Annotated in this window: 24 protein-coding genes and 2 pseudogenes; 13 read left to right on the top strand and 13 right to left on the bottom strand. The window is 66.2% G+C overall.

What is annotated here, in order from left to right; translation table 11 throughout:
- The first annotated feature begins 182 nt into the window (after positions 1-182).
- Positions 183-647, top strand: a complete 465-nt coding sequence (locus AB4Y42_RS24400) for an LEA type 2 family protein (protein WP_368690721.1) — start codon at positions 183-185, stop codon at positions 645-647.
- A 46-nt stretch (positions 648-693) separates the two neighbouring features.
- Here AB4Y42_RS24400 and AB4Y42_RS24395 read toward each other — a convergent pair whose 3' ends face one another.
- Positions 694-831 carry a hypothetical protein gene (locus AB4Y42_RS24395; RefSeq protein WP_368695587.1) on the bottom strand — a complete coding sequence of 46 codons (138 nt, stop codon included), beginning with the start codon at positions 829-831 and terminating at the stop codon, positions 694-696.
- Between the two features lie 402 nt (positions 832-1,233).
- Here AB4Y42_RS24395 and AB4Y42_RS24390 point away from each other — a divergent pair, with 402 nt between their 5' ends.
- The 5 genes from AB4Y42_RS24390 (at position 1,234) to AB4Y42_RS24370 (ending at position 6,537) form a co-directional block, all read left to right on the top strand.
- A complete protein-coding gene (locus AB4Y42_RS24390) occupies positions 1,234-2,931 on the top strand; it encodes an ATP-binding protein (protein WP_368695586.1) in 1,698 nt (565 codons plus the stop codon).
- Positions 2,932-3,043: 112 nt separating this feature from the next.
- Entirely contained in the window at positions 3,044-3,313 is a 270-nt protein-coding gene (locus AB4Y42_RS24385; RefSeq protein WP_342924616.1) for a CsbD family protein, read from the top strand.
- A gap of 100 nt (positions 3,314-3,413) precedes the next feature.
- A complete protein-coding gene (locus AB4Y42_RS24380) occupies positions 3,414-4,619 on the top strand; it encodes a paraquat-inducible protein A (RefSeq protein ID WP_368690718.1) in 1,206 nt (401 codons plus the stop codon).
- A complete protein-coding gene (locus tag AB4Y42_RS24375; protein WP_368690717.1) occupies positions 4,616-5,914 on the top strand; it encodes an MlaD family protein in 1,299 nt (432 codons plus the stop codon). Before AB4Y42_RS24380 ends, AB4Y42_RS24375 begins: the two co-directional genes overlap by 4 nt.
- Positions 5,911-6,537, top strand: a complete 627-nt coding sequence (locus AB4Y42_RS24370) for a membrane integrity-associated transporter subunit PqiC (RefSeq protein WP_368690716.1) — start codon at positions 5,911-5,913, stop codon at positions 6,535-6,537. Before AB4Y42_RS24375 ends, AB4Y42_RS24370 begins: the two co-directional genes overlap by 4 nt.
- Positions 6,538-6,575: 38 nt before the next feature.
- On the opposite strand, the gene AB4Y42_RS24365 is transcribed toward AB4Y42_RS24370, so the two are convergent.
- Together AB4Y42_RS24365 and AB4Y42_RS24360 are read right to left on the bottom strand one after the other, a co-directional pair.
- Positions 6,576-8,057: an alkaline phosphatase family protein gene (locus tag AB4Y42_RS24365; protein ID WP_368690715.1), complete on the bottom strand. Its 1,482-nt coding sequence runs from the start codon at positions 8,055-8,057 to the stop codon at positions 6,576-6,578.
- Between the two features lie 195 nt (positions 8,058-8,252).
- Entirely contained in the window at positions 8,253-9,098 is an 846-nt protein-coding gene (locus tag AB4Y42_RS24360; RefSeq protein WP_368690714.1) for a helix-turn-helix transcriptional regulator, read from the bottom strand.
- Between the two features lie 80 nt (positions 9,099-9,178).
- On the opposite strand from AB4Y42_RS24360, the gene AB4Y42_RS24355 reads away from it, so the two are divergent.
- Positions 9,179-10,084 (top strand): SDR family oxidoreductase, encoded by a 906-nt coding sequence (locus AB4Y42_RS24355; RefSeq protein WP_368690713.1) that lies wholly within the window; start codon positions 9,179-9,181, stop codon positions 10,082-10,084.
- Positions 10,085-10,177: 93 nt separating this feature from the next.
- Here the strand turns inward: AB4Y42_RS24355 and AB4Y42_RS24350 are convergent, their stop codons facing one another.
- Positions 10,178-11,374 carry a phytanoyl-CoA dioxygenase family protein gene (locus tag AB4Y42_RS24350; protein WP_368695585.1) on the bottom strand — a complete coding sequence of 399 codons (1,197 nt, stop codon included), beginning with the start codon at positions 11,372-11,374 and terminating at the stop codon, positions 10,178-10,180.
- A gap of 110 nt (positions 11,375-11,484) precedes the next feature.
- Positions 11,485-12,426: a LysR family transcriptional regulator gene (locus tag AB4Y42_RS24345; RefSeq protein WP_368695584.1), complete on the bottom strand. Its 942-nt coding sequence runs from the start codon at positions 12,424-12,426 to the stop codon at positions 11,485-11,487.
- A 185-nt stretch (positions 12,427-12,611) separates the two neighbouring features.
- Here AB4Y42_RS24345 and AB4Y42_RS24340 point away from each other — a divergent pair, with 185 nt between their 5' ends.
- A complete protein-coding gene (locus AB4Y42_RS24340; RefSeq protein ID WP_368690710.1) occupies positions 12,612-14,123 on the top strand; it encodes a CoA-acylating methylmalonate-semialdehyde dehydrogenase in 1,512 nt (503 codons plus the stop codon).
- Positions 14,124-14,188: 65 nt separating this feature from the next.
- Here AB4Y42_RS24340 and AB4Y42_RS24335 read toward each other — a convergent pair whose 3' ends face one another.
- A complete protein-coding gene (locus AB4Y42_RS24335) occupies positions 14,189-14,506 on the bottom strand; it encodes a VF_A0006 family four-cysteine protein (RefSeq protein ID WP_368695583.1) in 318 nt (105 codons plus the stop codon).
- Between the two features lie 217 nt (positions 14,507-14,723).
- Between AB4Y42_RS24335 and AB4Y42_RS24330 the strand changes: the two genes are divergently transcribed.
- Positions 14,724-15,788 (top strand): LacI family DNA-binding transcriptional regulator, encoded by a 1,065-nt coding sequence (locus AB4Y42_RS24330; protein ID WP_368695582.1) that lies wholly within the window; start codon positions 14,724-14,726, stop codon positions 15,786-15,788.
- Between the two features lie 10 nt (positions 15,789-15,798).
- Here AB4Y42_RS24330 and AB4Y42_RS24325 read toward each other — a convergent pair whose 3' ends face one another.
- Together AB4Y42_RS24325 and AB4Y42_RS24320 are read right to left on the bottom strand one after the other, a co-directional pair.
- Positions 15,799-16,662: a sugar phosphate isomerase/epimerase family protein gene (locus tag AB4Y42_RS24325; protein WP_368695581.1), complete on the bottom strand. Its 864-nt coding sequence runs from the start codon at positions 16,660-16,662 to the stop codon at positions 15,799-15,801.
- A gap of 250 nt (positions 16,663-16,912) precedes the next feature.
- Positions 16,913-17,866, bottom strand: coding sequence for a LysR family transcriptional regulator (locus tag AB4Y42_RS24320; protein ID WP_368695580.1), 954 nt, complete (start codon positions 17,864-17,866; stop codon positions 16,913-16,915).
- A 110-nt stretch (positions 17,867-17,976) separates the two neighbouring features.
- On the opposite strand from AB4Y42_RS24320, the gene AB4Y42_RS24315 reads away from it, so the two are divergent.
- The gene (locus tag AB4Y42_RS24315; RefSeq protein ID WP_368695579.1) at positions 17,977-18,993 is read left to right on the top strand and encodes an NAD(P)-dependent alcohol dehydrogenase; all 1,017 of its coding nucleotides are present in this window, start codon (positions 17,977-17,979) and stop codon (positions 18,991-18,993) included.
- Positions 18,994-19,061: 68 nt separating this feature from the next.
- On the opposite strand, the pseudogene AB4Y42_RS24310 reads toward AB4Y42_RS24315, so the two are convergent.
- From AB4Y42_RS24310 to AB4Y42_RS24290, 5 genes and pseudogenes are all read right to left on the bottom strand, one after another.
- Positions 19,062-20,415, bottom strand: a pseudogene (locus AB4Y42_RS24310) (TRAP transporter large permease).
- A 7-nt stretch (positions 20,416-20,422) separates the two neighbouring features.
- Entirely contained in the window at positions 20,423-20,902 is a 480-nt protein-coding gene (locus AB4Y42_RS24305) for a TRAP transporter small permease (protein WP_368604437.1), read from the bottom strand.
- 78 nt (positions 20,903-20,980) lie between these two features.
- Positions 20,981-21,982: a TRAP transporter substrate-binding protein gene (locus tag AB4Y42_RS24300; protein ID WP_368690703.1), complete on the bottom strand. Its 1,002-nt coding sequence runs from the start codon at positions 21,980-21,982 to the stop codon at positions 20,981-20,983.
- Between the two features lie 70 nt (positions 21,983-22,052).
- Positions 22,053-22,335: pseudogene (locus AB4Y42_RS24295) on the bottom strand (porin); the annotation flags it as partial.
- 381 nt (positions 22,336-22,716) lie between these two features.
- Complete coding sequence (locus tag AB4Y42_RS24290) at positions 22,717-23,709, bottom strand: LacI family DNA-binding transcriptional regulator (RefSeq protein WP_368690702.1); 993 nt, start codon at positions 23,707-23,709, stop codon at positions 22,717-22,719.
- A gap of 174 nt (positions 23,710-23,883) precedes the next feature.
- Here AB4Y42_RS24290 and AB4Y42_RS24285 point away from each other — a divergent pair, with 174 nt between their 5' ends.
- From AB4Y42_RS24285 to AB4Y42_RS24275, 3 genes are all read left to right on the top strand, one after another.
- On the top strand, positions 23,884-24,717 hold the full coding sequence (locus tag AB4Y42_RS24285; protein ID WP_368690701.1) for an NAD-dependent epimerase/dehydratase family protein: 834 nt from the start codon (positions 23,884-23,886) through the stop codon (positions 24,715-24,717).
- A 295-nt stretch (positions 24,718-25,012) separates the two neighbouring features.
- The gene (locus AB4Y42_RS24280; protein ID WP_368690700.1) at positions 25,013-25,411 is read left to right on the top strand and encodes a helix-turn-helix domain-containing protein; all 399 of its coding nucleotides are present in this window, start codon (positions 25,013-25,015) and stop codon (positions 25,409-25,411) included.
- A gap of 38 nt (positions 25,412-25,449) precedes the next feature.
- Positions 25,450-26,739 (top strand): type II toxin-antitoxin system HipA family toxin, encoded by a 1,290-nt coding sequence (locus AB4Y42_RS24275; RefSeq protein WP_368695661.1) that lies wholly within the window; start codon positions 25,450-25,452, stop codon positions 26,737-26,739.
- Positions 26,740-26,745: the final 6 nt, after the last annotated feature.

The following is a 26,745-nucleotide window of genomic DNA, read 5'->3' as shown; positions in this document are numbered from 1 at the left end:
TGGCGCATATTGCTTGAGCGTCGGGGACGTATCGTATCGCAGGTTCGGCCTGAATCCATGCAATCCGGATCGAGCTGGTCGGCCGGCAAGAATCCCGCGAACGATCGACGCTACACTAGGCGGCACTCGCGGACTCGACGATCGAGGTACTTGCCATGCCAGCACCTGACGCCAGGCGCTCAATGCGACTTGTCTGCACCTTGCTTTGCATGCTGTTCTGGCTAGGCGGCTGCGCGGGAATGATGGGAGACCCGCTGCGGGTCAACGTGGCAGGGCTCGAGCCGCTACAGGGCGAAGGCATGGAGATGCGCTTCAACGTGAAGCTGCGCATCCAGAATCCCAACGACACACCGGTCGAATTTAGCGGCGTGTCATTGCAACTGGACCTGAACGGTCAATCGTTTGCCAGCGGCGTGAGCGATCAAAGCGGCGTCGTGCCGCGCTTCGGTGAAGCCGTGATCGTCGTGCCGCTGACCGTGCCGGCCTTCGCCGCCGTGCGCCAGGCTTTCGCCTTTGCGGGCAGCGCACAGGCCGGCAACGTTCCCTACGAAATACGCGGACGCCTGGCCGGCGGCATCGGCGGCGGCACGCGCTTCGTCGATCACGGCAAACTGTCGCTGCCGACGCAGGGACTGTTCGGCCCGTGAACGGCGCCAGCGCTCCGGCCGGGTATACCGCGGCTTGCCGCGGCGCTCAGGCGTTACCTCCCTCGATGCCGAGCGCCGGACGCGCTTCGTCCGGCGGAAAGATGTACCAGCTGCCGTCGTCGTGACGGAAGAAGAACATGCCCGATTGGCCCACGGTGCCGTCCGCGCTGACGTAGACGCACAAGCGGTGCTTCCTTGCACCCTGCGCGACACGCGTGACGTGCACGCGCGTGTCCGGCCGCAAGATAAGCCATTTATCGGCCATGGCTCGCAATGATCGTGATTTCCTGCGCATCGTCGTTTCCCTCCCAGCTCACCCCGATGTTCCAACCCCGGCATCCCCATTTATCAGTGCATCGGGCATGCCGGCATGGTCAGACAATCGGCCTTATCGGATACCTTTAAATTCGCATCGCATGTTCCTGCGGCGCCCACGTGGCGGGCTCGTTGCAAACGCAACTGGATATAACCCTATTTACAAGCCGGCAACACACGGCTCTGACAAAGCCGCATAGAATATGCGGATTGCCGGTACTGGGCGCCCCCGTACAGAACCACTATGACGACGCGAGACGCAGATCCGTTAATGAATCCGGCCCCGGCGGTCAGCACCGACCCCGCAACGCTGATCGCCCTGCTCAACGAAGATCTCTCCGCGAGCCGATCGTTGCACGAACTTTCGCTCCACCTGCTGGTGGAGCATCAGCCGGCGGCGCTGTATAGCCGTATCGTCGAGGCGGCCCGGCAACTCCTCTGCTCCGATTTCGCGAGCCTGCAAATGCTGTCCGGCGAGGAGCACGGCCCCCAGCGGCTCGACCTCATCGCGCATTGCGGCTTCACGCTGGCCGCGGCCGAACACTGGCGCATCGTCCAGATCGACTCGACCACGAGCTGCGGCGCCGCCTGGGCGCGGGGCGAGCGCGTGATCGTCCCCGACGCGGAAGCCTGGCCTGAGTTTGTCGGCACCGCCGACCTCGACGTCTACCGCGAGACAGGCATCCGGAGCATGCAGACCACGCCGCTGCGCGCCCGCGACGGCAAGCTGATCGGCATGCTTTCCACGCATTGGGCCGTGCCCTGGCGGCCCACCGAGCGGCAGCTTCAGCTCTTCGACATCCTTGCGAACCAGGCGGCCAGTCTCATCGAGCGCACCAGGGCCGAGGCGCTGCTGCGCGAGCGCGAAGCGAAGCTCGCGCACGTCGACCGCATGAAGGATCACTTTCTCGCGACGCTCGCGCATGAGCTGCGCAATCCGCTCGCGCCCATCCGCAATGGCCTGCAGATCCTGCGCGCGAGCCCCGACCCGGCCGACGGCAAACACGTGCTCGACATGCTCGACCGCCAGCTCGGTCATCTCGTGCGGCTAGTCGACGACCTGATGGAAGTGGCGCGCATCAACAGCGGTGCGATTGCGCTGCGCCGGCGCCGCATCGATATCCATACCGTGCTGGAAACCGCGCTTGACCTGAGCCGGCCGGCCATCGAGAAGGCGCGGCATGCGCTGGCGGTGAGCAAGGCGGCCGCGCCGCTGCATCTGCACGGCGACGACGTGCGGCTCGCCCAGGTGTTCGCCAATCTGCTCAACAACTCGGCGAAATACACGCCCGCGGGCGGCCGCATCGAGATTGCCGTGGAATGCGACCTGAACCGTGTGGTCGTCACGGTCACCGACAACGGCATGGGCTTCACGCCGGAGGAGTCGTCCCTGCTCTTCACGCTGTTCGGACGCCTGCAGCCCGAGCGGCACATGGACGGACTCGGCGTGGGGCTCGCGTTGTCGAAGAAGCTCGTCGAACTCCATGGCGGCACGATCTCGGCAACCAGCGAAGGCAGGAACCTCGGAAGCCGCTTCGTCGTTTCACTGCCCGTCGACCACGCCTTCGAGCCGGCCGCGCCCATTAACGTCGCCCGGCTCGACGGCACCAAGGTGTTGATCGTCGACGATAACCGCGACGCCGCGGACAGCCTCGGCGAACTGCTTGGCGTACTCGGCTGCGAGTGTGCCGTGTTCTACGACGGGGAAACGGCGCTCGCTGCGCTGGAACGGTCCACGCCGGCGATCGCATTCGTCGATCTCGACATGCCGGGCATCGACGGCTGCGAGTTCGCGCAGCGGGTACGCGCACGCGCAGGCTTGCGCGATCTGTGCCTCGTCGCGCTCACCGGCTGGGCGCAAGCCGGCGACGTGCTGCGCAGCGCGCAGGCCGGCTTCGACCGGCATCTCGTCAAACCCATCGGCCTCGATCAGATCACCGCCGCGCTCACGCTTGCGCGCGAGCGCTGATTCGCCTTTGCTTCATCGATCGCCGTGCTGCGGGCATTCGCGTTGCTCCACCGTGATTGCGCAAGTGGAGCGCGCATATTCAATGACCCACCCTGAGCACAGGAGCACGATCATGGACACGAGACACGCACACGCCGTCGCGAGCGAGGTCGCGGGAGAGGCGCAGCACCTGGCCGGCCGCATGCTGGGCGACCCCGCCATGGGCCTGGCCGGCAAGGCAAAGATCCTGTATGGCAAGTCCCAGCAGGCCCTGAACAATGCCGCCGACGCCACACGCGACAACGTCGCCGACAAGCCCATGACTGCGCTCGGGCTCGCCGCCGCCGTCGGCTTCGCGCTCGGCGCGGCATGGGTCTTGAACCGCAATAAATCGGAAGGCTGAGCATCCGCCGCGGCGCGGGAACGCTTTATGCGCGTGGTCTGAAACTGCCTCACTGATGCGAATCGTGTGTCATCGCGAGGCGTAGTCAGGAGCCCCGCCCATGACGATTGGCTGTCCCGAATGCGGCGCCCTCGAGGACATCCCTCCGCTCGGCCCGCGCATGCTCGCGCGCTGCAGGATCTGCCACTACCCGCTGGAGCGGCGCAGCGGGCGCAGCATCAGCGCTTCGCTCGCCTGCGCCATTACGACATTCGTCCTGCTGTTCCCCGCCAACCTCGCGCCGCTGATGACGGTGCACATGCTCGGCGCCGATCGTTCCGCCGTTCTCGCGTCGGGCATCGTGTCGATCTGGCGCGACGGCTGGCTCGCGCTCGCGCTGTTGCTCGGCGCGTTCGGCATCGTGCTGCCGTTCGTGCGCTTCGGTGTGCTCATGATCGTGCTTGGACTGGTCCGCTTCGGCGTGCGATTCAGGCATATCGGCACGCTCTTTCGCTGGTCCATCGCGCTCGACATCTGGGCCATGCCCGACGTGTATCTGGCGGGCTGCCTCGTCGGCTATGCGCGCGTCACGCAAAACCTCACCGGAACGATCGGGGCGGGCGGCTACTGTTTCATCCTCGCCGCGCTCATGTCGATGCTCACGCGCGCCTCGCTCGATCGCCGCACTGTCTGGCGCGCCATCGTCCCCGACCAGCAAGCGCCGCACGGGCATGGCGCGCTGTCCTGCCCCGTGTGCGACCTCGTCGTGCCCATTGCGCATGAGGGCCGGCCATGCCCGCGCTGCGGCCTGAAATTGCGCGCGCGCAAGCCCGACGCCGTGGTGCGCGCGGCCGCGCTCACGCTTGCGGCGCTCGTGCTCACCGTGCCCGCCAACTTCTATCCGATGACCATGTCGCGGCAGCTCGGGCGTTACGACTCGCACCGCATCATCGACGGCGTTTATCAGCTCTTCCACGTCGGGTTATGGCCATTCGGCATCCTGATCATCTGCACGAGCATCGTGATTCCCGTTGCGAAGCTCGGCGGCATGGCATGGTTCATCACCTCGGTGTTGTGCCATTCGCGCCGGCATCTGCGCGCCAAGGCCCATCTCTATCGCTGGATCGACGAGCTCGGACGCTGGTCGAACGTCGATGTCTTCACGATTGCGGCCTTCGTGCCGCTGATCCACTTCGACGGCGTGGCGGTGGCTAGACCCGCCATCGGCGCGACGGCGTTCGCGCTCGTCGTCTTCTTCACGATGATGGCTTCGCGCAGCTTCGACCCGCGCATGATGTGGGACGCGCATACGCGGAGAAAGCCATGAGCGGCCCGCGTCGCCACCGCACGCAGGCCGAAGTGCGGCGCAGCGCCTGGCCCGGCTGGATCTGGGCCGTGCCGATCGCCGCCATTGGCACGACGGGCTGGCTCGGCCTGCGCGCGCTCATCCATGACGGCGAGACCGTTGTCGTCACGTTCGACAACGCCTACGGCATGAAGCCCGACGACACGATCGTCACGCTGCACGGCGTGAAGGTGGGCACCGTCTCGGACGTGTCGCTCGCGCCCGATGGTAAGCATGTCGAAACAAAGCTCCGGATCGACCGGGCGGAGAATCCGTATTTGCGCTCGGGCACGCGGTTCTACCTGCGCGGCGCGAAGGTGGATTTGAGCGATCCGGCCTCGCTGAAGGGCATGCTTTCGGGGCCCGAGATCGTCATGGAGCCGGGTCCCGGCAAACATGCCGACCACTTCGACGGCAGCGATCGCCGGCCTCCGCTCGCACCCGAACACGGCCCGATGGTGACCTATGCGGTGCGCTTCGACGGCGCGGTCGGCAACCTGGAGACCGGCTCGGAGGTAGATCTGCGCGGCTTTCCCGTGGGCACCGTCACGAGCGTGCGCCTGAGCTACGACGCGCGCACGGGCGCGCTGAGCACGCCGGTTCAGCTCGCGCTGGACCCATCGCAGCTCGGCATCGTCGGCGCGCCGCCGCCCGCGGACGGCAACTGGCGGCCGCTCGTCGACGGCATGCTCGATCACCTCGTCGCCGACGGGCTGCGCGCGCGCCTTTCGCAGGACCCGCCGCTCGTCGGGCCGCGCAAGGTCAATCTCGACTTCGTTGCGGGCGCGGCGGGCGCGACGCTCACCGCCGACAACGGGCTTCCCGTGATTCCGAGCGTCGCCCCTGCCGATTTCGACACCATGACCTCGCGCGCCAGCGACGTGATCGCGAAGATCGACGACCTGCCCATCAAGCAAACGGGCGACGAAGTGCGCAGCATTGCGGCGCACGTGAACGCCATCAGCTCCTCGCCGCAGATCCGCGACAGCCTGAAGCACATCGACCGCTCGGTGGCGCAAATCGATCAGACGCTCGCGCAGGTGTCGCCCCAGATCGGCCCGCTCGTCGCGCAGCTGCGCGAGACGGCGAACGAAGCCGATCGCACCGTCGCGGCGGCCAATCGCACGCTGGGCGCCGACGCTTCGAGCCAGAACGACCTGCCCGCCGCGCTGCGCGAGCTGACCGATACCGCGCGCTCGGTGCGCGCGCTCGCCGACTATCTCGACCGGCACCCCGAAGCGCTGCTGCACGGCAAGGCGCAGGAGGAGAGCCAATGATGCGCCGCCAAGCGCGCTGCGCCGGATGCGCAGCGGCCTCGATCGCGCGACTGCTGCGTGCGGCCGTGGTCGTGGGCATCGGCGCCGGGTTCGCCGGATGTGGCCACAGTCCGCCCACGCGTTACGTCACGCTCAACGCGACGCCCGCGCAAGCGCCGCTTGCCACCGCCGCCATGGCGCCGGTGCAACTGAGCGCCGTGCATATTCCCGCCGTGCTCGACCGGCCCGAAGTGGTGACGCATATCGCGCCCAACCGGCTCGCAGTCGACGACAACGACCGCTGGGGCGCGCCGCTCGCGCAGATGATGCGCAGCACGCTCGCGCAAGACCTGCTGCCGCGCCTGCCGGCCGGCGCATTCGTTTTTCCGGACGCGCCCGCGCCCGCCGGCACGCGCACGCTCGTCGTCACGGTGCTCGACTGCAACGCGAGCGCAGGCGGCACGCTCACGCTGCAAGTGGCGTGGACGCTCCTGGCGGGACAGCCCGCACGCACCACGCTTTCCCAGCAGGCGGCGCTGAGCGCGCCGGTCGAGGGCCACGATGCGACCGCACAAGCCGCTGCGCTCAGTCGCGTGCTCGGCGAACTCGCCGACCGGATCGCGGCATCGATCGCCGTGCGCTGACACGGCGATCGACGGCACCGATGGCTCACCCCGCGGCGCTAACCTCCCGTCTGGAATCCTAACGACGCCGCCTTCGCGCGCAGGTCCGCGAAGCGGTCCACGTTCGGATTGGTCGCGAGCTGCGACTGATCGATCGACGACACCGGGTTCGACGACGACGTTCCGGGCGTCCCCGAGCACTCCCCGCCGAACGTGCCCTGGGCAATCGTGAACGCCGGCGCGTCGGTGCGCGGCGCATCAGTGAAGTCGAGCGCATAGGCGAGATTGAAGGTTGCCGAATCACTGCCGCGCACGCCGAGTGGCTGCAAGCCGAAGCGCCATTGCAGCAGTGCGTGAATGGAACTCGGGTCGAACGGGTAGCGCGTGACCGTGCCCGCGCGAACGCGCGGCCCCAGGAGCGCGAGCGGCACGCGAAAGCCCAGCTTGCCGTCGTTGCCGAGCGCGAGCTCGTTCTTGCTGATCGGCCGCGTGGGCGGCACCACGTGCTCGAGAAAGCCGCCCCATTCGTCGTACACGACGATCATCAGCGTGCGGTTCCAGGTCGGGCTCGTGCGCAGCGCCTCGTACACCTGGCCGAGAAACGCCTCGCCGTTGCGAATGTCCGCGTGCGGATGATCGTCCGCGGAAGTGCCTTGCGGCTCGCCCGCGAACGCCGGATCGACCATGCAGAACGGCGGCAGCGTGCCCGCCTCGGCACGCGCGACGAAATCCGCAAACGGACGCGAAATGCCGACATAGCGCGTGCCGTAGAGCGCCGTGAACGGCACGTCGTGATAGTAGTAGTTGCCGCCGATATTCGCGTCGCTGAGCCGGTCCCAGATCGTAGGGAGCGTCGAATTGTCGATACCGTCGTCGAGGCGGTCCGTTGCGCCGCTGTGCAGATAAAGGCGGTTGGGAAACGTGCTGGTGAGGATGCCGCTGAAGTAGAAGTCGCCGATCGTGTAGCTGCTCGCCACGGCGTCGAAGAACTGCACATCGGCCGACGTGTAATAACCGATGGGCAGCAAGTCGCCCTGATGCAGGCTCGTGCCCGGCGTGAGGAGAAAGCCGTTCATCTCGCCCGAAGCCAGTTGCGTGCGCGCGCCGTCGTAGCTGTGATTGGGGTCCTGGTACGCGCACGCCTGGTAGCCATAGGCGGCGTTCGCCGCGAGCGAAAACGGCGTTTGCGTCGCGCCGAACGCGTCCTTGAACTGGCGGTTCGCGGGCGTGCCTTCGGCGCCCGGCACCCAGCCGAGGAAGTGGTCGAAGGAACGATTTTCCATCGTGACCAGCACGATGAAATCGATGCCCGAACTCGCCGGATCGGGCAACCCCGGGCGCGGCAGGCTATAACGGTCGGCGCCGTCCGGTGAGGGAACGTCGCCGATCGATGGTGCAGGCGCGTCACTGTCGTGGCCGCCCGGGTCGTCACCGCCGCCGCCTCCGCAGCCCGATAGCGCAACACTGCCGGCAACCGCCGCTACGCCGGCGAGAAAACGGCGCCGGTCGTACCCGTGATGCGGGCCATTCTCGTCTCCCATGACACGTCTCCTGGTTGGATGCGGCGCCGGCAATCCGCTCATGCCTCGCTGCCGCGAAGCGAAACGCGCTCGCCACGGCGAGCACCGGACGGCCTTTGCCCGCAAGCGTCGCGCCCGCTGTGGTGCAGTCAGGACAAGCCCGGAGTGTTGCGATGGGAGAGGAAGACGAGAGAGGTCAGCATGCGCGCGGCGGTGTCACGACTGCTCGATCAACGCCTTGATGCGTTCGGCCTGCCCGGCATCGACCGGGTTGTAGACGATCATGTGCAGGTCGGGCCGGCCATCGACGGAAAACGCCGACTGCTCGAGCGCGATCAGACCCAGCGTGGGATGGTGCAAGCGCTTCACGTGGTCGGCTTCCGCGTGCGCGAGCACTTCGTTCTCGCGCCACAGGGCGTCGAACTCGGGGCTCACGCTGCACAACTCGTCGACGAGTTCGCCAACGGCCGAAACGAGACCCGCGCGTGCAACGTCGGCCCGGAACGCGCCCACCACGAAGCGCGCCACGTTATCCCAGTCGTGCTGCTTGGCGCGCACGTCCGGGTTGCAGAACAGGAAGCGCAGGATGTTGCGCTGGCCGGGCGGCAGCTTGCCGTAGTCGGTGAGTACGATGGCCGCGGCGCGATTCCAGGCCACGACCTCCCAGGTGGCCGTCTTGACGATGGCCGGGCTGTAGCGCAGCGAGTCGAGCAGGCGTTGCAGCCGCGGATTGACTCCGTCCACGGGCTTGTAGCGCACTTCGGGCGGCCGCCCGAGCCCCAGCATGAAGAGGTGCTCGCGCTCCGGATCGGTGAGCATCAGCGCGCTGCAGATGCGTTCGAGCACCTCCGGCGAAGGCGCGCCGCCACGCCCCTGCTCGAGCCACGTGTACCAGGTCGGACTGATACTGGCCCGCTGCGCCACTTCTTCGCGACGCAACCCCGGCGTGCGCCTGCGACCGCTGAAACCGAAGCTCGCGGGGTCGAGCCGCGTACGGCAGCGCTTCAGGAAGTCGCCGAGCGAGCCCGCCGAGTGGATCGGAATGGAAAGCCTGTTAGTCATCTTAATATGATGAACTCACTACTTTAACGGTATAGAGAATTTGGAGATAGTACGCCAGTCATGACCCAGGAGAGATGACCATGCGTATTTTTCTGACCGGCGCGACCGGCTTCATCGGCTCGGCGCTCGTTCCGGAACTCATTGAAGCCGGTCACGAAGTGATCGGCATGACCCGCTCCGAAGCGGGCGCACAGGCGCTCGCGAGGGCGGGCGCACGCGTGCATCGCGGCACGCTCGAGGAACCGGCAAGCCTGCGCAGCGGCGCGGAGCAAGCGGACGCCGTGATCCACACGGCCTTCGACCACGACTTCTCGCGCTTCGTCGAAAACTGCGAGAAGGACAAGCGCGCCATTGCGGCGCTCGGCGCCGCGCTCGCCGGCTCCGATCGTCCGTTGCTGATCACGTCCGGCACGGGCATCGGTAATGCCCAGCCAGGCGAGCCGGCGAGCGAGGACGTCTTCAATCCGGGTCATCCCAACCCGCGTATTGCTTCCGAGTTGGCTGGGCAGGTACTGCTGGAACAAGGGCTCAATGTAGGCGCGGTGCGGCTGCCCCAGGTCCACAACCCGTTCCGGCAAGGGCTCATTACGCCGCTCGTTGCGATCGCCCGCGAAAAAGGCGTTTGCGCCTACGTGGGCGACGGCCAGAACCGCTGGCCCGCCGGCCATCTCTCCGACGTCGTGCGCCTCTATCGGCTCGCCGTGGAAAAAGGTCAGCCGGGCGCGCGCTACAACGCGGTCGGCGAAGAAGGCGTGACGAGCCGCGCAATCGCCGAGGCGCTGGGCCGCGGGCTCGGCCTGCCGGTCGTTTCGATCGCGCCGGAAGAGGCGGCCGCGCATTTCGGCTGGATGGGCATGTTCGTGGGGCTCGACATGCCCGCTTCGAGCGCGCTCACCCAGGCGCGGCTCGGCTGGCGCCCGACGGGTCCCTCGCTGATTGCCGATCTGAACGAAGCGCGCTTTGCGGAGGTGGGCGCTTCAAATTGATCCGATAGCGGTCCTGAATATCCTCACCTCACCGTCTCGTGGTCGCTAGCGGCCGCGAGACAGGCCCCGTGCTCGACGAGGTCATCGCGGCGCTCACGCGGGGTCGCGTCGCGCGCCCTGCGCGCGCAATGCCTCGGCGAACCGGCCCGGCTCCCAGTCCTCGCGCAGCGCGCGCTGCATGAGTGCCTGCTGGCTTTCCGGCGCGAGGCCACCCAGAGGCGGGTCACGGTCGAGATTGGTGGGAAACGGATAGCCCTCGGCACACGCTGCGATGACCGCCACCGTCGCGAGGTCGATCGCATCGCTCGGGCCCTTCCTGCGCCGCTCGCGCAGCACGGGATAGATCGCCTCGCACATGCTCGTGCGGTCGAGCGCTTCCATGGCGCGCCCCATCGCCGATGAAACCTGCAGCAGGTTCGCCATGCGCTGCACGTCGGCGGTGCGGTTCGCGCCCGCCGCATGAAATAGCGCGGGATTGAAGAACAAGGCATCGCCTTTGGTAAGCGGCAACTGTACGCAATGCGCTTCGAAATACGCGCGGAAATCGGCGCGCCGCCACGCAAGATAGCCCTCGGCATAGCGTTGCGAGCACGGCAGGAGTTTCGTCGGCCCGCTCTCGACCGGCATGTCGCTGTGCGCCACCGCCCCCTGGAGCGTGAGAAAGGCGGAGACGTGATGCACATGCGCCGGATAGCGCTGCGCCTCCTCGATCGTCTGGAATCCCAGGTGATAGTCGCGATGCGCTTCCTGCGCCGCGCCGCCCGGACGCACCACGTTGACCTGCGAGGTCATCTGATAGCACGGTCCGAGCCACGCCTCGCACACGGCCATGAGCGGCAGATTCGCGAAGTAGTCGACGAACACGGCGGGTGCTTCGAGGCAGAGCTTCTGTTGCGCATTCCAGATGCGGTCGTTTGCGCCCGCCTTCGCAAAATGGTCCGCACCGCTCGTGCCCTGCTCACGCTCGGCCCGGATGATGGATTCGAACACGGCGGTCGCATCGTCCACGGTCTGCATGTTGGCGTAAGCGCGTTCGAGCACCAGTACGCCGGCGCCGTCGCGCAGCACGTGCGCCCATTCCGCCTGCAACTGCGCGCGCTGCGCCGCGTCGTGAAGCGCGCCTTCGAGCGCCGCGCAGTCGTACACGGGAATGCGCTGCCTCACCTCGCAGGCGTAACGCGGCGGGCTGCCGTCGTCGCGCAGCCGGCTTACGAATGCCTCCAGCGAGCATTCGCGTTCGACGTACCATTGCCGCCCCAAATCCGTCACCGGTGTTTCGTGCTGGTCCATGCGTCTGCCTCCGTGTTGCGTCAAGCATAACGTCGGCACCGGGCGCCGTGGATACCAATAATCTATCAAGAACGCATCAGGAAGGCGGCGGCATGGCTGCGTGCGCCAGGTCACTCCAGCGGAAAGCCATCCTTGAACGTCTGCCGCAGAAACTCCGTAAAGTGCTTGACCGCTCGCGGCACCTGCGCCCCATACGGCCGCACGACGTGCAATTGCGAAGCGAACGCGCCCACGGGGCGCCAGTTGGGCAGCAGCACAACGAGCTTGCCGGCCTGCAGCGCGGCCTGCGCGCTGAAATCGGGCAACAGCGCGATGCCGAGATGCTCCAGCGCCGCGTCGCGCAACGCCTCGCTGTTGTTCGCCGAGAACGGGCCATTCACCGTCACCGTCTCGCGCGCGCCTTCGGCGCGGCGGCCGGCTTTCTCGAACGACCACACCCCCGCGCCCAGCGGGCGCGGATAGAACAGACAGTCGTGCTGCGCCAGATCGGCCGGCGTTTGCGGCATGCCGCGCTGCTTGAGGTAAGCCCGCGTGGCGACGATGACCGAGCGCGTGTCGCAGAGCTTCCAGGCCACGTGGGTTTCCGGCACCTGCGCGCTATGGCGAATCGCGAGATCGAATCCTTCGGTCGCGATCGAGCTGAGCCGGTCGGAAAGCTCCAACTGCACGCGCACCTCGGGATGCGTGCGCGAAAACTGCGCGAGACGCGGCACCAGTTGCTGGCGCGCGAAGGCCACGGGCGCGGTGACGCGCACCGTGCCGCGCGCGACATCGGCCATCTCGCGCACGCTCGCAAAGCTGGTGGCAATGCTGTCGAACTGTGCGCGCGTGTCCTCCACGAGCCGCAGCCCCGCCTCCGTGAAGCGCACGCTGCGCGTGGTGCGCTGCACAAGCGGCACGCCCGCCACGCGCTCCAGTTCGGCAATGCGCTGGCTCACCGCCGCCTTGCTCACGCCGAGGCGCGTCGCCGCCGCGGTATAGCTGCCCTGGGTGGCCAGCACATTGAGCCAGTGCAAATGCGTCCAGAGTGCTTCGACTCGCTGTGTATCCATCGATAAAAAGTCCGCGTCAAAACTCGTGATTCCCGCGCCGATACTAGCATGCCGCTCGTGGACTTTTCACAGACCACGCGAGCGATTGTTCACAGCTGAAAACAATCAATTCAGCGCCAGCGTCTTTCCTCGCCCCCGCACCCTCCGTAGACTGGCGGCACGCACTCACCTAACGAGGAGATGACATGCAGCCCTATACCGATTCCGCAGACGTAGTCCACTTCATCGGCGGCAAGACCGGGCGTGGCACGGGCGACCGCACGCAAGCGATCTTCAACCCCGCGACCGGCGCCGCCGCGCGCCGCCTCGTGCTGGGCGAAGTTGCCGACGTGGATGCCGCCGTGGCGAGCGCGAAAGCCGCGTTCCCGAAGTGGCGCGACACGCCGCCGATTCGCCGCGCACGCGTCATGCTGCGTTTTCTCGAACTGATGAATCGCCACGCGGACGAACTCGCGGCAATCATCACGGCCGAGCACGGCAAGGTCTTCTCCGACGCGCAGGGCGAAGTGGCGCGCGGCATCGACGTGATCGAATTCGCCTGCGGCATTCCGCAACTGCTCAAGGGCGACTACACCGAGCAGGTTTCCACGGGCATGGACAACTGGACCGTGCGCCAGCCGCTGGGCGTGGTGGCCGGCATCACGCCGTTCAACTTCCCCTGCATGGTGCCGTGCTGGATGTTCCCGGTGGCACTCGCAGCCGGCTGCACGTTCATCCTCAAGCCTAGCGAGCGCGACCCTTCGGCATCGCTCTTCATGGCGCGTCTGCTCAAGGAAGCCGGCCTGCCCGACGGCGTGTTCAACGTCGTGCAAGGCGACAAGGTCGTGGTCGACGCCCTGCTCGCGCACCGCGACGTGAAGGCCGTGAGCTTCGTGGGCTCCACGCCGATCGCGAACTACATCTACGAGACCGGTGCGAAGCACGGCAAGCGCGTGCAGGCGCTCGGCGGCGCCAAGAACCATATGGTCGTGATGCCCGACGCGGACCTCGACAAGACCGTCGACGCCCTGATCGGTGCAGGCTACGGCTCGGCCGGCGAGCGCTGCATGGCGATCTCGGTGGCGGTGCTGGTGGGCGATGTGGCCGACAGGATCGTGCCGCGCCTCGCCGAGCGCGCACGCAGCCTGATCGTGAAGAACGGCATGGAAGCCGATGCGGAAATGGGCCCGATCGTCACGAAGCAGGCGCTCGAGCGCATCGAAGGCTATATCGCGAGCGGCGTGGAAGAAGGCGCGACGCTCGTGGTGGACGGGCGCGGCCTCAAGGTGCCGGGCCACGAAGCAGGCTTCTTCACCGGCGGCACGCTGTTCGACAACGTCACGCCCGAGATGCGTATCTACAAGGAAGAGATCTTCGGACCGGTGCTCGCCTGCGTGCGCGTGAAGGACTTCGCTGAGGCCGTGCAGCTGATCAACGATCACGAGTTCGGTAACGGCGTCGCCTGCTTCACGAGCGACGGCCACGTGGCGCGCGAGTTCGGCCGCCAGATCGAAGTGGGCATGGTGGGCATCAACGTGCCGATTCCGGTGCCGATGGCATGGCACGGCTTTGGCGGCTGGAAGCGCAGCCTCTTCGGCGACATGCACGCGTATGGCGAAGAAGGTGTGCGCTTCTATACGAAGCAGAAGTCGATCATGCAACGCTGGCCGGAAAGCACCGAAAAGGGTGCGGAGTTTTCGATGCCGGTGGCGAAGTAACGGTTGCTGGTGAAAGCAAAAAGCCCACTTCGGTGGGCTTTATTTTTGGTTCATCGCGGGCGGCGTTACATCTGCCCCCGCCGCGAGCAGATCTGGGCAATGCGCGAGATCGCGGACGGTTCCCTCGCACCGGGCATATTCTGCAGGATGCACTCATGGTATGCCTTCTCGCGCGGCAACAGCATTTCGCCGTTCCGGTACAGCGCATAGCACGAGCGCTGGATATAGTTCGATGCCATCTCATTACGGGCGTCGCGCAAGCCAGCCAGCATGCAGTCATCATAGGACGACTGACCATAGGCCAGCGCGGCATGCGCGGTCAGGAGACCCAGCACGCCCATCGCAGTGCGCAGGGCGGCACTCCATCTGCCATTCTTTACCATGACGTTCCTTATTATGCTTCTTGTCTGTCTGCGTGAGTTTGCGTGGCGTGGACACTGGCCTCGCAGTCGCAGCAGTGTAGCAAAGGACGTCATTTATGCTTCGAAGGAAGTGTCACCTGAGAGTCGGCATTGGTCTCATGACGACTTCGGTATTGCGAGCTTCGTACGAGGTTCATGCGATTGAGGGAATACTGCTGCAAACGGACGGAGACGCCCCATGACGGACACCGCATCGCCGCGCCGCAAGCGCACGGCGCGTTTCGTGGAGATTGCCGAAGCCGCGGGCGTGAGCCCCGCCACGGTGGACCGCGTGCTCAACGAGCGCGGCAGCGTGTCCGCCGCGATGCGCGCGCGGGTCGTCGCGGCCGCCCGCCAGCTCGGCGTGCCGCGCGTATTACCCGAAACGCATCACGGGCTCGTGCATATCGACGTTCTGCTGCCGCAAAACAGCACGCCGTTTTTCCAGCGGCTGACGCTGGGACTTGAGCGCTCCATGCAGATGCTCGACCGGCGCATCGTGCTGCACCGGCAGTTCCTCCCCGAAGCCGACGACGCCGTCATCACCCGCGCCATCCTGCAACCGAACTACAAGCGCGCGGGCCTGATCGTCACCACGCACGACACGGAGGCGGTGCGCGACGCGCTGCGCACCGTGATCGACCAGGGCGAGGCCGTGGTGACGATGGTCACCGACATCGACGGGGTCGAGCGCGTGCATTACGCGGGCATCGACAACCGGCTTGCGGGGCGCACGGCGGGCTATTTCGTCGGGCGCCTCGCAAAAGCGCCGGGCCGCGTGCTGCTGATCTGCTCGCGCAAGGACTATCACGCGCATATCGAACGGATCAGCGGGTGCCGCGAACAGCTGGCCGAATCGTTTCCGCACCTCGTCTGCGACGAAGAGGCAGTGGAAACGCTCGACGACGTGGACCAATGCCATCGCGCGGTGCTCAAGTCGCTCAAGCACGGCGGCGTGGTCGGCATCTACAATAGCGGCTATGCGTCGGCAGGAATCGAGGCCGCGTTGCGCAAGGTGGGCGCGACGGGAAAGATCGTGTGGGCAGGCCATGAAATGCTCGACCTGCATCGCCAGTACATCGAGCAAGGAACGATGGATATCGCCATCGACCAGGACCCGGACGGTCAGGTCATTTCAGCGTTGCAGCACGCGCTCAACGCATGCGGCGTGCTCGAAACGCCCGCGCCGCCGGGGCCGGTGGAGTTCCGGATTTTTTGCTCGGCGAATGTGCGGCGCAATCCGTATCTGGGCGTGGGGAATTGAGTGACTGGCTTCACGCCGCGGCACTGTCGCGCGCGGATTCCTTTTCGACCGCTTGCCACAACTCGCGAATCCAGTCGCGCATGAGCAGCGATTCGCGCCAGCGGTCGGTCGTGTCGTTGCCATCCGGCCCGATGATCGCGTAAGGCTGCGGCCCCAGCTCGCAGGTGAACGCGAGCGTGTCGTCCGCGCCCGCGCGCTTGCGCCACGAATGAAAGCCGTAGCGCCACCAGTCGAGAAAGAGATCCACCCATTTGCGGTGCGGCGCGAACGACAGCTCGATCTGCACCTGCTCGCGGCTCGCCACACGGCCATGAAACGCCCACGATGCGTCGAGTATGCGATGCATGAGCGCGTGATTCTCCTGCGAAACCGGCCACGCGAACTCGCGCCCCACCAGGTAGTGCGAAATGTCGCCGAGCAGCTTGAGGTCCGGGCGCGCATCGAGCAGATCGAGCGTGAAATACAGGTCCGTCGTCATGCGGTCGCGATGCGTTTCGATGTAGACCGGGATCTCCACCTGCTCGGCCAGCCGCTGCCAGCCGTCCAGCAACGCGAGCGCCTCGCGCTGCGTGCGCGGGCGCACGTCGGGCTGCAGGTCGACGTGGTGCAGGCCGAATTCGGTTGCGAGTTCGAGCACCGGTTGCAGGTCGTCGACGGTCGTCGGGAAGCATTGGCCTTCCGCCGCCAGCCCGTAGGTCTTGCGCAGTTCCGCGAGGCGCTTCACGTCCTCGCGCTGCGTGCAGTGCGCGCTCACGCCGTCGAAGCCCGCCTCGGCGATCATCCGCACGTTTTGTTCGAGCGTGCGCTCGTAGCCGTCGCTATGGCGGCGTTCCATCGACCAGAGCGACTGGAACACCAGGAGTCGTTGCGCCATCATGTCTCCGTTTTTCGTCTCAAAGCAGGCTCTTGAGCTTGACCTCGGGGTTGGCCAACGCCGATGGCAACGCCTCGGGCGCGATCGAAACGCCGCGCTCCACCAGCATGCGCGCGAGCTTCATCTCTTTGGCGAGCGCACTGGTGGGTCCGAAGCCGCTCGCGCCAACGAGCCGCGCGTCGTTGTCCTCCTGGGATCAAACATAAGCGGCGCGCCTGTCGCGCTCAACGGAAACCTTGATGAAATTTCGTCAATTTTCGTCCGGGTCGATGAGCTCCATCGAGTTCATAGGGTCTTGTTCAGTGCCGAGCATGCGCGAAATATCCGCGACGAGCGCATCCACGGCCACGCGCACCTTCGACGGTATGTGCCGCGCCTTCTGCCGCACGACGTGAACTTCGTCGCCCATCACGCTCTTGCTGTCCATGACGAGTTCGAGCCGACCGTCGCTCAGATACGGGCTCATTAGCCAGCACGGCAGCCACGCGAGACCGGCGCCGGCGGCGGCCGCGTCGGCGATCGCCAGCAGGTCGTCGAAGCACAGCCGCGACGCGAGCCGGCACTCCTCGACTGCGCCGCCGGGGCCGCGCACGCGCCATGCCGGGCTCTGTCCCGCGCGGCCATAGGCGATGCCGGTGTGCGTGGCGAGCGCCGCGACGTCCGCGGGCTTGCCGTGCTGCGCGAGATACGCCGGCGACGCGCAGATGCCCATGCGCTGCACCCCGAGCCGGCGCGCGACGAGCGTGCCGTGGTCGGGCAGCGTGCCGATGCGCACGGCCAGATCGAAGCCGTCCTCGACGAGATCGGCCACGCGGTCGCTGAACGAGAGTTCGACATTGAGACGCGGATGCGCCTCGACGAGCCGCCGCACCACGGGCGCCACGCACTGGCGCCCGAACAGCACCGGCGCGCTGATCCGCAGGCGCCCCGCCGGCTCGCGCCGTCCGTGATCGAAAGCGGCCTCCACGGCGCTCAACTCGCCCAGCACGCGGCGGCACTGTTCGTAGTAGGCGTGGCCTTCGTCGGTGAGGCTCAGGCTGCGCGTGGTCCGCTGCAGCAGGCGTACGCCCAGGCGCTGTTCGAGCCGCGCGACGATCTTCGCGACCGCCGAGCGCGTCACGCCAAGGCGCTCGCCCGCGGCGGAGAAGCTGCCCGCGTCCACCACGTCCACGAATTCGGCCACGCCGCTCAGGCGGTCGTTCATATCCCCACTCCTTTTGTATCCCTTACGGCGACAACCAAGCTCCAGAATCTCACCAATGTCGCCTCGCAAGCAACACTATCATAGGTGTTCCCACTCGTACTGGAGCAGTCATGAACGCATGGAAACTGAAGGCCGGCAGCGGCCATGGCGCACTCGTGCGCGCCGACTTCACGCCGCGCACGCCCGGCCCGCATGACGTGGTCGTGAAGATTCACGCGGCCTCGCTCAACTATCGCGACCTGATGTTCGCGCGCGGCGATTACCTCGGTCTTGGCGACACGCCGCTCGTGCCGGTCGCCGACGGAGCGGGCGAAGTGGTCGAAGTCGGCGCGGCCGTCACGCGCTTCAAACCCGGCGACCGCGTGATCAACACCTACTTCCCGCATTGGGTGGACGGCCCGCCCACGCCGTCGAAAGTGCGCGAGACGCCCGGTGCGCAATTCGACGGCGTGCTCGCCGAACGCTTCGTCGCCGCGGAAACTTCGCTCGTTGCGATTCCCGCGCACCTGAACTACGAGGAAGCCGCGACGATCTCGTGCGCCGGCATCACCGCCTGGAACGCGATCTTCGCCGATGGCGGCGCACGGCCCGGCGCGACCGTGGTGCTGCTCGGCACCGGCGGCGTGTCGATCTGGGCGTTGCAACTCGCCCATGCGGCGGGCTTGCGGACCATCATCACGTCGTCGAGCGACGAGAAGCTCGAACGCGCCCGCACGCTAGGCGCGAGCGAGACGATCAACTATCGTTCGCATCCCGAATGGCAGGACGAAGTGCTGCGGCTCACGGGCGGCGAAGGTGCGGATATCGTCGTGGAAGTGGGCGGACGCGATACGCTGCCGCGCTCGGTGGCGGCCGCGAAGATGAGCGGGCTCGTGACGATCATCGGCGGCGTGACGAGTTTCGCGGGCCCCGAACTGGGACTGCTTGCGGTGATCGGCGGAATCAAACGTCTGCACGGCATCATGGTCGGCAGCCGCGCGATGCTCGACGACCTCACGCGTTTCGTCGCCGCCCAGCAGATTCGCCCCGTGGTGGATCGCGTGTTCGCATTCGACGAAGCGCCCGAAGCTTATGCATGGCTGGAAGCCGGCAAGCATTTCGGCAAGGTGGTGATACGCGTGGCCTGACGGCACGTATGCAGAAAAGCGAGGCGGGCACGCCAGGTGCCCGCTTCTTTTTGGATGTCCCGGTCGCTTTAGAAAACCGGATGCCCGTTGATCACGCTGGGCAGCCACGTCGAGAAGAACGGAAAGTAGGTGACCAGATTGATCGCGCTAAAGATCGCGAGATAGTACGGCCACGCGACCTTGGTCGTCTCCCCGATCGACACGTCGCCGATTGCACAGCCGATGAACTGCACCGAGCCGATTGGCGGATGCACGAGGCCGAGTGCGCAGTTCAGCAGGATCATGATGCCGAACTGCACCGGAGCCCACGCCGCTATGCATGGCGAGCGGCAGGAACAGCGGCGTCGTGATGAGGATGTGCGCCGCCATGTCGATGAACGTGCCCAGAAACACCTGGATGATGTTGATGTAGAGAAGCATCAGCCAGGGTAGCGTCGTGGCATGTTCGAGCACGCGCTCGATGGCCTCCGGAATCTCCAGATACGCCATCTGATAGCGCAGCATGTTCGACACCGCGATCAGCAGCAGCACCACGCCCGTCGTCTTGGCCGCGCGCGAGAGGGCGAAGAACAGCTTCTCCTTCGTCATCGAGCGATACACGACCACGGTGAGCGCGAGCGAATACACCACGGCAATCGCGGCCGCTTCGGTTGCGGTCGCAATGCCCCGCGCCACGCAGAACAGAATGATCGCGATCACGAGCAGCCCGGGCAGCGCGCCGAGGAACGCCCGCACCACGGCGAGCCAGCCGGGAAACACCTGCAGCCTGGTCGAACCGTCCGCACTGCGCGGATAGCCGAAGCGGCGCGCCTGCCAGTACGCGGCAACCAGCACGAAGCCCATGACCCACAACACCGGCAGCAGGCCCGAGAACAGCAGGTCGCCAATCGACACGCCGCTCATCTGCTGGCCGTTCAGCGTGCCCGTGATGCCTTGCGCCGCGAACGCGTAGATGATCATGTTCGTCGAGGTGGGCATCAACGCGCCCGCCAGCGACGAGTGCGTCGTCACGTTGACGGCGTAGGCCGCGCTATAGCCCTCGCGCTTCATGAGCGGAATGACCACGCCGCCCATGGCCGACGTGTCGGCGGAAGGCGAACCGGAAACGCCGCCGAACAACGTGCAGGCGACGACATTGGCCATGCCGAGACCGCCGCGAAAATGCCCCACGGTGGCCTGGGCGAAGCGCAGGATGCGGTCGGCAATGCCGCCGTGCAGCATCAGCTCACCGGAGAAGATGAAGAACGGCACCGCGAGAAACGAAAACGCGTTCATGCCCGAGATCATCGACTGCATGGCAGTCGCGGCCGGCAGTCCTTCGTAAAGGTACGTGCTGACGCAGGCGAGCCCGAGGGAGAAAGATACCGGCACCCCAACGGCGAGGAGCACCAAAAAACTGAGCGAAAGAATTGCGAGTTCCATGTTTTCCCTACTTTGCCTTGCGTACGAACAGCGCCAGCAGATGCTCGAGCGAGAACAGCACGATGCAGGTGCCGGCCACGACCGGAATGACATAGCGCACCGCTTCCGGTATGCCGAGAATCGCGATGTGGTCGTCCATGGTCGTGTCCGCCATTTGCAGGCAGCCGAAGAAAATCGCCACGCCGAGCGCGATCAGGCAGAGGTGCTGGAACGCCTCCGCGATCAGCTGCCCCCGCGGGGACAGCTTCTTGACGAGCGAATCGAGACCGATATGGCCGCGCTCGCGCACCTTGAGCGCGGCGCCGAACATGGCGATCGTGACCACCAGCAACAACGCGACCGGCTCGACGAAATCGGGTGCGCTCTCGAACACGTAGCGCATGATCACGCCGTAGAAGACGAGAACCGTCAGCGCGGCGAGCGCGACCGAGGCAACGATCGTCAGCAGGCGAAACAGCAAATCGTTGGGGAGTTTCAGGAAAGTCATGATCCATCCTTGCACGGCACACACGACACAACTGCGTTGCTTCGGCTCCGCGCCGCTCGCGACGCGGAGCCCCGGGCTTTAGTGAATCGCCTGGATTTCGTCCACGATCTTCTTCATGTCGGCCGTCTTTTCATACTTCGTCCAGACCGGCTGCATCGCCTTCACGAAGGCCGCGCGATCGACCTGCGCGGCCGGAATGATGGTCGCGCCGCCCTTCTCCACCGTCTTGCCCGCCGTATCTTCGCGCGCCGTCCAGAGCTTTACGTAGTACGGCACCGAGTCGGCGGCCGCCTTCTTGATGATCTCCTGCTCCTGCGGCGTGAGCGTGTCCCATACCTTCTTCGAGAACACGAGCACTTCCGGCGTCATCGCGTGATCGGTCTCGGAGTACACCTGCGCCACTTCGTAGTGCCTGGTTTCCTCGTACGACGGCAGGTTGTTTTCCGCTGCGTCCACGAGGCCGGTCTTCAGGCCCGTATAGACTTCGGCGAACGGCATCGGCGTGGGCGTGCCGCCCATCGCCTTGATTTCGTCGACCATGAGGTCGGACGGCTGCACACGCACCTTCAGGCCCTTCATGTCGGCCGGCGACTTGATCGGACGCTTCGCGTAGATCGAGCGCGCGCCGCTCTCGTAGAACGTCAGCGCGATCATGCCCTTGGCCTTGAACGCGTCGAGAATCTTCTGGCCTTCGGGGCCGTACATCACCTTGCGGAAATGGTCGATGTCGCGAAAGAGGAACGGCAGCGAGGGAATCATCGATTCCGGCACGATCTCGTTGAACGCGGCGCCATTGGCGCGCACCATGTCGAGCGCGCCGATGCGCACCTGATCGATCGTGTCGTTCTCCGAACCGAGCGCGCTGTTGCCGAACACCTTGATGGAATCCTTGCCGCCCGTGGCCTGCGAAATTTCCTCGCCCATGTGCTTGAGCGCCATGTTGGTCGGGAAGGTGTCGCTGTGCACGTCGGCGACGCGGAACACGCGCGCGTGCGCGGCGCCTGCGGTGAGCGCGAGCGCCGCCGCCAGAACGGTCATTGCGGCGCGTGCGCTACGTGAATTGCGAAAGGTCTTTTTCATCGCTTGCCCCAAGAATGGATGAGTTGTTTTCGAGCCGTGTTTGGGCTGATTCGCTGGCCAACCGGGTGTCTCATAACCGGTGGATGATGCCTGCACCTGCTGCGACCATGCTGCGTGACGAAGACGGCGCGGCCTGGAAGCCGTCGCCGCTCGTTGCGGTCGCGTTGATGATCTGCGTAGCGTTGCCTGCGGGCGTGAGGGTCTTGCCGTTGGCACGCTGGAAAGCCTGCAACGCGTAAAGTCCCGTGCGCCTGGAACGCGTGAAGGACTGCGAGAGATTGAACTGCCGGTATTGCGCGGTGCTCGTGATGCCGTTGGCTCGCGTGGCGCGTGTCGGTGTAGCCGGTCGCAAAGACCTGCGTCGGGACTGGCTTCCCGTGCAGGACGACGCAAAGGCGGGTGCGGCGCCCGCAATCGCCACCCCGACCACAGCGCACTTCAACCGGCGCCTGTTCTCCGCCATTTCCCGATCTCCTTTTGTTCTTCGCGCGCCATTTCTGGAAAACGTTTTCTCGAAATTTAATGCGTTCCTTTTGAAATGGCTAGTAGGTAGTTACGCGGAGCGGCGCAGGGTCGGCGCAGGGTCGGCGCAGGGTCGGCGCAGGGTCGGCGCAGGGTCGGCGCAGGGTCGGCGCAGGGTCGGCGCGGGCGAGGCGGCGGATCGGGAGCGGGCGTGGCGAGGCCGCCGGCCGTTGTCTGGCGGCCAGCGCGGGGGATCTACAGCGATCAGGAAATCAGCGGCAGGCGACGGTCGAGTCGCGCACGACGAGGCGGGGTTCGAGCACGACCTGCTCGACATCGGCGCGGCCGGCGAGGACGTCGATGAGCTTTTGCATGGCCAGCTCGCCCATGCGCTCGCTCTGCCCGTCGATCGTGGTGAGGCGCGGCTCGACATATTCGCCGTAGGGCACGTTGTCGATGCCGGCGACCGAGACGTCCTGCGGCACGCGAAAGCCGAGCGACCGGGCCTCCTTCATGAAGCCGAGCGCGATCAGGTCGTTGTAGCAGATCACCGCCTGCGGGCGCTTCGGTCCCAGCATCACCCGCGAGCAGGCCTGCTCGCCCGCCTGGGCGGTCGGCGCGTGCGTCTCGTAGACGTCGAGCGTGAGGCCGGCCTCGGCCAGCGCCTCGGTGGCGCCGGCAATACGCTCGTCGTTGATGGTCGCCGCGGCGAAGCCCAGATAGGCCACATGGCGGTGCCCGAGATTGAGCAGGTGGCGCACCAGCATGGACGTCGCGAGCCGGTTGTCGAATCCCACGGTGGGCATGTCGAGCCCGCGCACGGTCCGGAGCATGACGACCGGCTTGCCCAGATTCATCGTCCACCGGGCGATCTCCTCGGAAGCCCGCGAGCTGACGATCAGCCCGTCCACGCGCGGCGCGAGCGCTTCGATGAGCGAGCGCTCGCGCGCGAGATTCTCTTCGGCGTCCACGAGAAGCAGCGTGTAGTCGTGCTGGAGCGCCACGCGGTTCGCGCCCTTGACCACGTTCGTGAAGTGCGGGTTCGCGATGTCCAGAATGGCGATGCCGATGGTGCGCGTGCGCCCCGTGATCATCGAGCGCGCCAGCGGATTGGAGCGGTAGCCGAGCCGCTCGATGGCGTCCTTGACCTTCGCTTCCACCGCCGGCGAAAAGCGCTGCGTGCCGTTCACGTACTTCGATACCGTCGCGACCGAGACGCCGGCCATGGCGGCGACATCGCGAATCGTCGGGGAACCACTTTTCATAGATTGGCAACGCCAGGGAGGATCGACGGCGAGCATTGTCGCAGAAACGGACCTGGGGTGAACCCCGGTATTCGCCGCAGGTATTCCTCCATTGACGCTGCGACTCGCGATGGCTATATTCGGAAAACGTTTTCCTCGCGTTTTCCATATCAAAATAATTCCCAGGGAGCCCTGATGTCGCAACACTCACTTGCAGCCAAACCGTTCGGCCGCCTTCTTCTCACTGGCGCGGGCGGCAATCTGGGCCGTCAGTTGCGCGGCGCGCTCGCGAACTGGGCCGACGTCGTGCGCGTCAGCGACATCACGGAACTGGGCGAGGCGGCGCCGCACGAGGAAACGCGCCGCGTCGACCTCTCGGACCGCGAGGCGGTCATGCAACTCGTGGAAGGCGTGGATGCGATCGTGCACCTGGGCGGCATCTCCATCGACGCGCCGTTCGACGATCTGCTCGAAGCCAACATCCGCGGCACGTACAACCTCTATGAAGCCGCGCGCAAGCACGGCATCAAGCGCATCGTCTACGCCAGCTCCAATCACGTCACGGGCTTCCATCCTGTGACGAGCGTGCTCGATACCGATGCCGCGCACCGGCCGGACAGCCTGTACGGCGTGACGAAATGCTTCGGCGAATCGCTGTCGCGCTATTACTTCGATCGCTTCGGCATGGAAACCGTCTGTCTGCGCATCGGTTCGTCGTTCGAAGAACCGAAGAACGCACGCATGCTCGTCACGTTCCTGAGCTATCGCGACTTCATCGAACTCGTGCGCTGCTCGCTGTTCACCAACCGCGTGGGCCATGCGATCGTCTATGGCGTGTCGGACAACCCGGCAAGCTGGTGGGACAACGGCAAGGCGGGTTTCCTCGGCTACCGGCCGCGCGACAGCTCGGCGGCGTACGCCGAGCGCTTCCCGGCGACCGCGCCGAACGCCGAGCTGGCCGACGCCGCGCAGCAGTATCAGGGCGGACCGTTCGTGCTTGGCGAGCCGATGCAAGGCGCCGAACTCTGATCGGAGTCCTGATAGAAAGCGGAGACTGGCGCAGACGCCTGAAAGCAGACCGCTCTGGCCGCGAAGCGGCTGGGGCGGGGTTGGGCGGCGATTGACAGTTAGTTGCACATTCGCCGGCACCACGCGCGCCCAAGGCGCCCTCGCCCGGCAGCGAATACAACCTGCAGGCTGTATTTTCAAATTACAGCCTTTGATTTGTATTTTTATTTTACAGGGTATAGACTGTATTCGACCGCGCCGCGCGTTTCCGTTTGCCGCGGCCGTCTGCATCGGCATGTCGCCGCCCGGAGTTGCCGTGGACTACCCTCTCAAGACCCTGAGCCAGCTGCGCCCGATTCTCGTCGGCTTCCGCAAGAAGGCCGGCCTCACCCAGCAAGACCTCGCCGCACGGCTCGGCATCTCGCAGCAGAGCTATGCCGCGTTCGAGGCGAATCCCGAAGCGGCGAGTGTCGAACGGCTCGTGCGGGTCCTGCGGCTCCTCGACGTCGAAATCAAGCTCGGCGCGCCCGAAGCCAAGGCCTCGCCGGTCGCTGCGAAAGCCACACCCCGGCCGGCAAAGACGCCTGCAGCCACCGCCAGGATGTCGAGCGCGGCCAAGCCCCCGGCCGGCCGCAAACGCACCCGCACCACGCCAGAGGCCGCAGCGCCGCAGCGCCAGTCCACCGCCCGCCGCAAGCCGAGGGAGGACTGGTGAGCGCACGCCCCCGCCTGCCCAACCGGCTCGACCTGTGGATGAACGGCCTGCCGGTCGGATACTGGGAGAACGCGCGCGGCAACGAACGCCTCGTCTACCTCGACAGCTGGCTCGACGACGAGCAAGGCCGCCCCCTCTCCCTTTCGCTGCCGTTCACGCCCGGCAACCAGCCCTACCGCGGCCAGATCGTCGCGGACTATTTCGACAATCTGCTGCCGGACAGCGACCGCATCCGCAGACGCATCGCCGCGCGCTACCAGACCGGCGGCACCTCGCCGTTCGAACTGCTCGCTACGCTCGGCCGCGATTGCGTGGGTGCGCTGCAGATTCTTCCAGCTGGCGTTGCGCCCACCGGCCTGAAGAGCATCAAGGGGCGTGCCCTGAGCGACGGCGACATCGCGCAACTGCTGCGCGAAACCACCGCCACGCCACATGCGGGCGCGCACGATGCCGTGGACAGCCTGCGGCTGTCGATCGCCGGGGCGCAGGAAAAGACCGCGCTGCTGCGGCATGGCGGCGAGTGGCTGCTTCCGCAGGGCAGCACGCCGACCACGCACATCCTGAAGCTGCCGCTCGGCCTCGTCGGCAATATGCGCGCCGACATGCGCACTTCGGTGGAAAACGAGTGGCTGTGCACGCAAATCATCGCGGCCTACGGTCTGCTCGTCGCGCCGTGCGAAATCGCGCAATTCGAGGACACGAAGGCACTGGTCGTGGAGCGCTTCGACCGGCGTCTCGCGAGCGACGCGAAATGGATCGTGCGCCTGCCGCAGGAGGATCTGTGCCAGGCCACGGGCACGTCCGGCCTCGCCAAATACGAAGCCGACGGCGGCCCCGGCATCGACGCGATCATGCAGGTGCTGGACGGCTCCGCGCACGCTACGGCCGACCGCCGCAACTTCTTCGTCACGCAGGTCATCTTCTGGCTGCTCGCGGCCACGGACGGCCACGCGAAGAACTACAGCATTGCGCTGCTGCCCGGCGCCCAGTACGCGGCCACGCCGCTCTATGACGTGCTCAGCGCGCATCCGGTCATCGGCCGGGGCCGCAATCATATTGCGCCGCAACGCGTGAGCCTTGCGATGGCCGTGCGCGGACGCAACCGGCACTACCGCGTCGAGGAGATCTATCCGCGCCACTGGATCGCGCAGGGCCAGCGCGTGGGCTTCGCCGGGGCGGAGGTCGAAGCGATGCTTGCGCAGTTGGCGGCGCAAACACCGCGCGTGATCGAAGCCGTCGCGGCGCAAATCCCCACCGACTTCCCCGCAGACGTAGCCGATGCCGTTTTCGCCGGCATGCGCCGGCTCGCCGCGAGGCTTACCGCGTAGGCAAAA

The organism is Paraburkholderia sp. EG286B (assembly GCF_040965655.1).
GTDB lineage: Bacteria > Pseudomonadota > Gammaproteobacteria > Burkholderiales > Burkholderiaceae > Paraburkholderia.
This window is presented reverse-complemented; position numbering and strand designations above follow the sequence as displayed.

Bases quoted from the DNA above. Each gene is read 5' to 3' on its own strand.
- AB4Y42_RS24380 (WP_368690718.1), top strand. From the start codon at position 3,414: ATGACGATTGGCTGTCCCGAATGCGGCGCCCTCGAGGACATCCCTCCG.
- AB4Y42_RS24355 (WP_368690713.1), top strand. From the start codon at position 9,179: ATGCGTATTTTTCTGACCGGCGCGACCGGCTTCATCGGCTCGGCGCTC.
- AB4Y42_RS24390 (WP_368695586.1), top strand. From the start codon at position 1,234: ATGAATCCGGCCCCGGCGGTCAGCACCGACCCCGCAACGCTGATCGCC.
- AB4Y42_RS24300 (WP_368690703.1), bottom strand. From the start codon at position 21,982: ATGAAAAAGACCTTTCGCAATTCACGTAGCGCACGCGCCGCAATGACC.
- AB4Y42_RS24325 (WP_368695581.1), bottom strand. From the start codon at position 16,662: ATGGCGCAACGACTCCTGGTGTTCCAGTCGCTCTGGTCGATGGAACGC.
- AB4Y42_RS24385 (WP_342924616.1), top strand. From the start codon at position 3,044: ATGGACACGAGACACGCACACGCCGTCGCGAGCGAGGTCGCGGGAGAG.
- AB4Y42_RS24285 (WP_368690701.1), top strand. From the start codon at position 23,884: ATGTCGCAACACTCACTTGCAGCCAAACCGTTCGGCCGCCTTCTTCTC.
- AB4Y42_RS24340 (WP_368690710.1), top strand. From the start codon at position 12,612: ATGCAGCCCTATACCGATTCCGCAGACGTAGTCCACTTCATCGGCGGC.
- AB4Y42_RS24400 (WP_368690721.1), top strand. From the start codon at position 183: ATGCGACTTGTCTGCACCTTGCTTTGCATGCTGTTCTGGCTAGGCGGC.
- AB4Y42_RS24350 (WP_368695585.1), bottom strand. From the start codon at position 11,374: ATGGACCAGCACGAAACACCGGTGACGGATTTGGGGCGGCAATGGTAC.
- AB4Y42_RS24365 (WP_368690715.1), bottom strand. From the start codon at position 8,057: ATGGGAGACGAGAATGGCCCGCATCACGGGTACGACCGGCGCCGTTTT.
- AB4Y42_RS24305 (WP_368604437.1), bottom strand. From the start codon at position 20,902: ATGACTTTCCTGAAACTCCCCAACGATTTGCTGTTTCGCCTGCTGACG.
- AB4Y42_RS24335 (WP_368695583.1), bottom strand. From the start codon at position 14,506: ATGGTAAAGAATGGCAGATGGAGTGCCGCCCTGCGCACTGCGATGGGC.
- AB4Y42_RS24320 (WP_368695580.1), bottom strand. From the start codon at position 17,866: ATGAACGACCGCCTGAGCGGCGTGGCCGAATTCGTGGACGTGGTGGAC.
- AB4Y42_RS24370 (WP_368690716.1), top strand. From the start codon at position 5,911: ATGATGCGCCGCCAAGCGCGCTGCGCCGGATGCGCAGCGGCCTCGATC.
- AB4Y42_RS24345 (WP_368695584.1), bottom strand. From the start codon at position 12,426: ATGGATACACAGCGAGTCGAAGCACTCTGGACGCATTTGCACTGGCTC.
- AB4Y42_RS24275 (WP_368695661.1), top strand. From the start codon at position 25,450: ATGAACGGCCTGCCGGTCGGATACTGGGAGAACGCGCGCGGCAACGAA.
- AB4Y42_RS24290 (WP_368690702.1), bottom strand. From the start codon at position 23,709: ATGAAAAGTGGTTCCCCGACGATTCGCGATGTCGCCGCCATGGCCGGC.
- AB4Y42_RS24375 (WP_368690717.1), top strand. From the start codon at position 4,616: ATGAGCGGCCCGCGTCGCCACCGCACGCAGGCCGAAGTGCGGCGCAGC.
- AB4Y42_RS24360 (WP_368690714.1), bottom strand. From the start codon at position 9,098: ATGACTAACAGGCTTTCCATTCCGATCCACTCGGCGGGCTCGCTCGGC.
- AB4Y42_RS24315 (WP_368695579.1), top strand. From the start codon at position 17,977: ATGAACGCATGGAAACTGAAGGCCGGCAGCGGCCATGGCGCACTCGTG.
- AB4Y42_RS24330 (WP_368695582.1), top strand. From the start codon at position 14,724: ATGACGGACACCGCATCGCCGCGCCGCAAGCGCACGGCGCGTTTCGTG.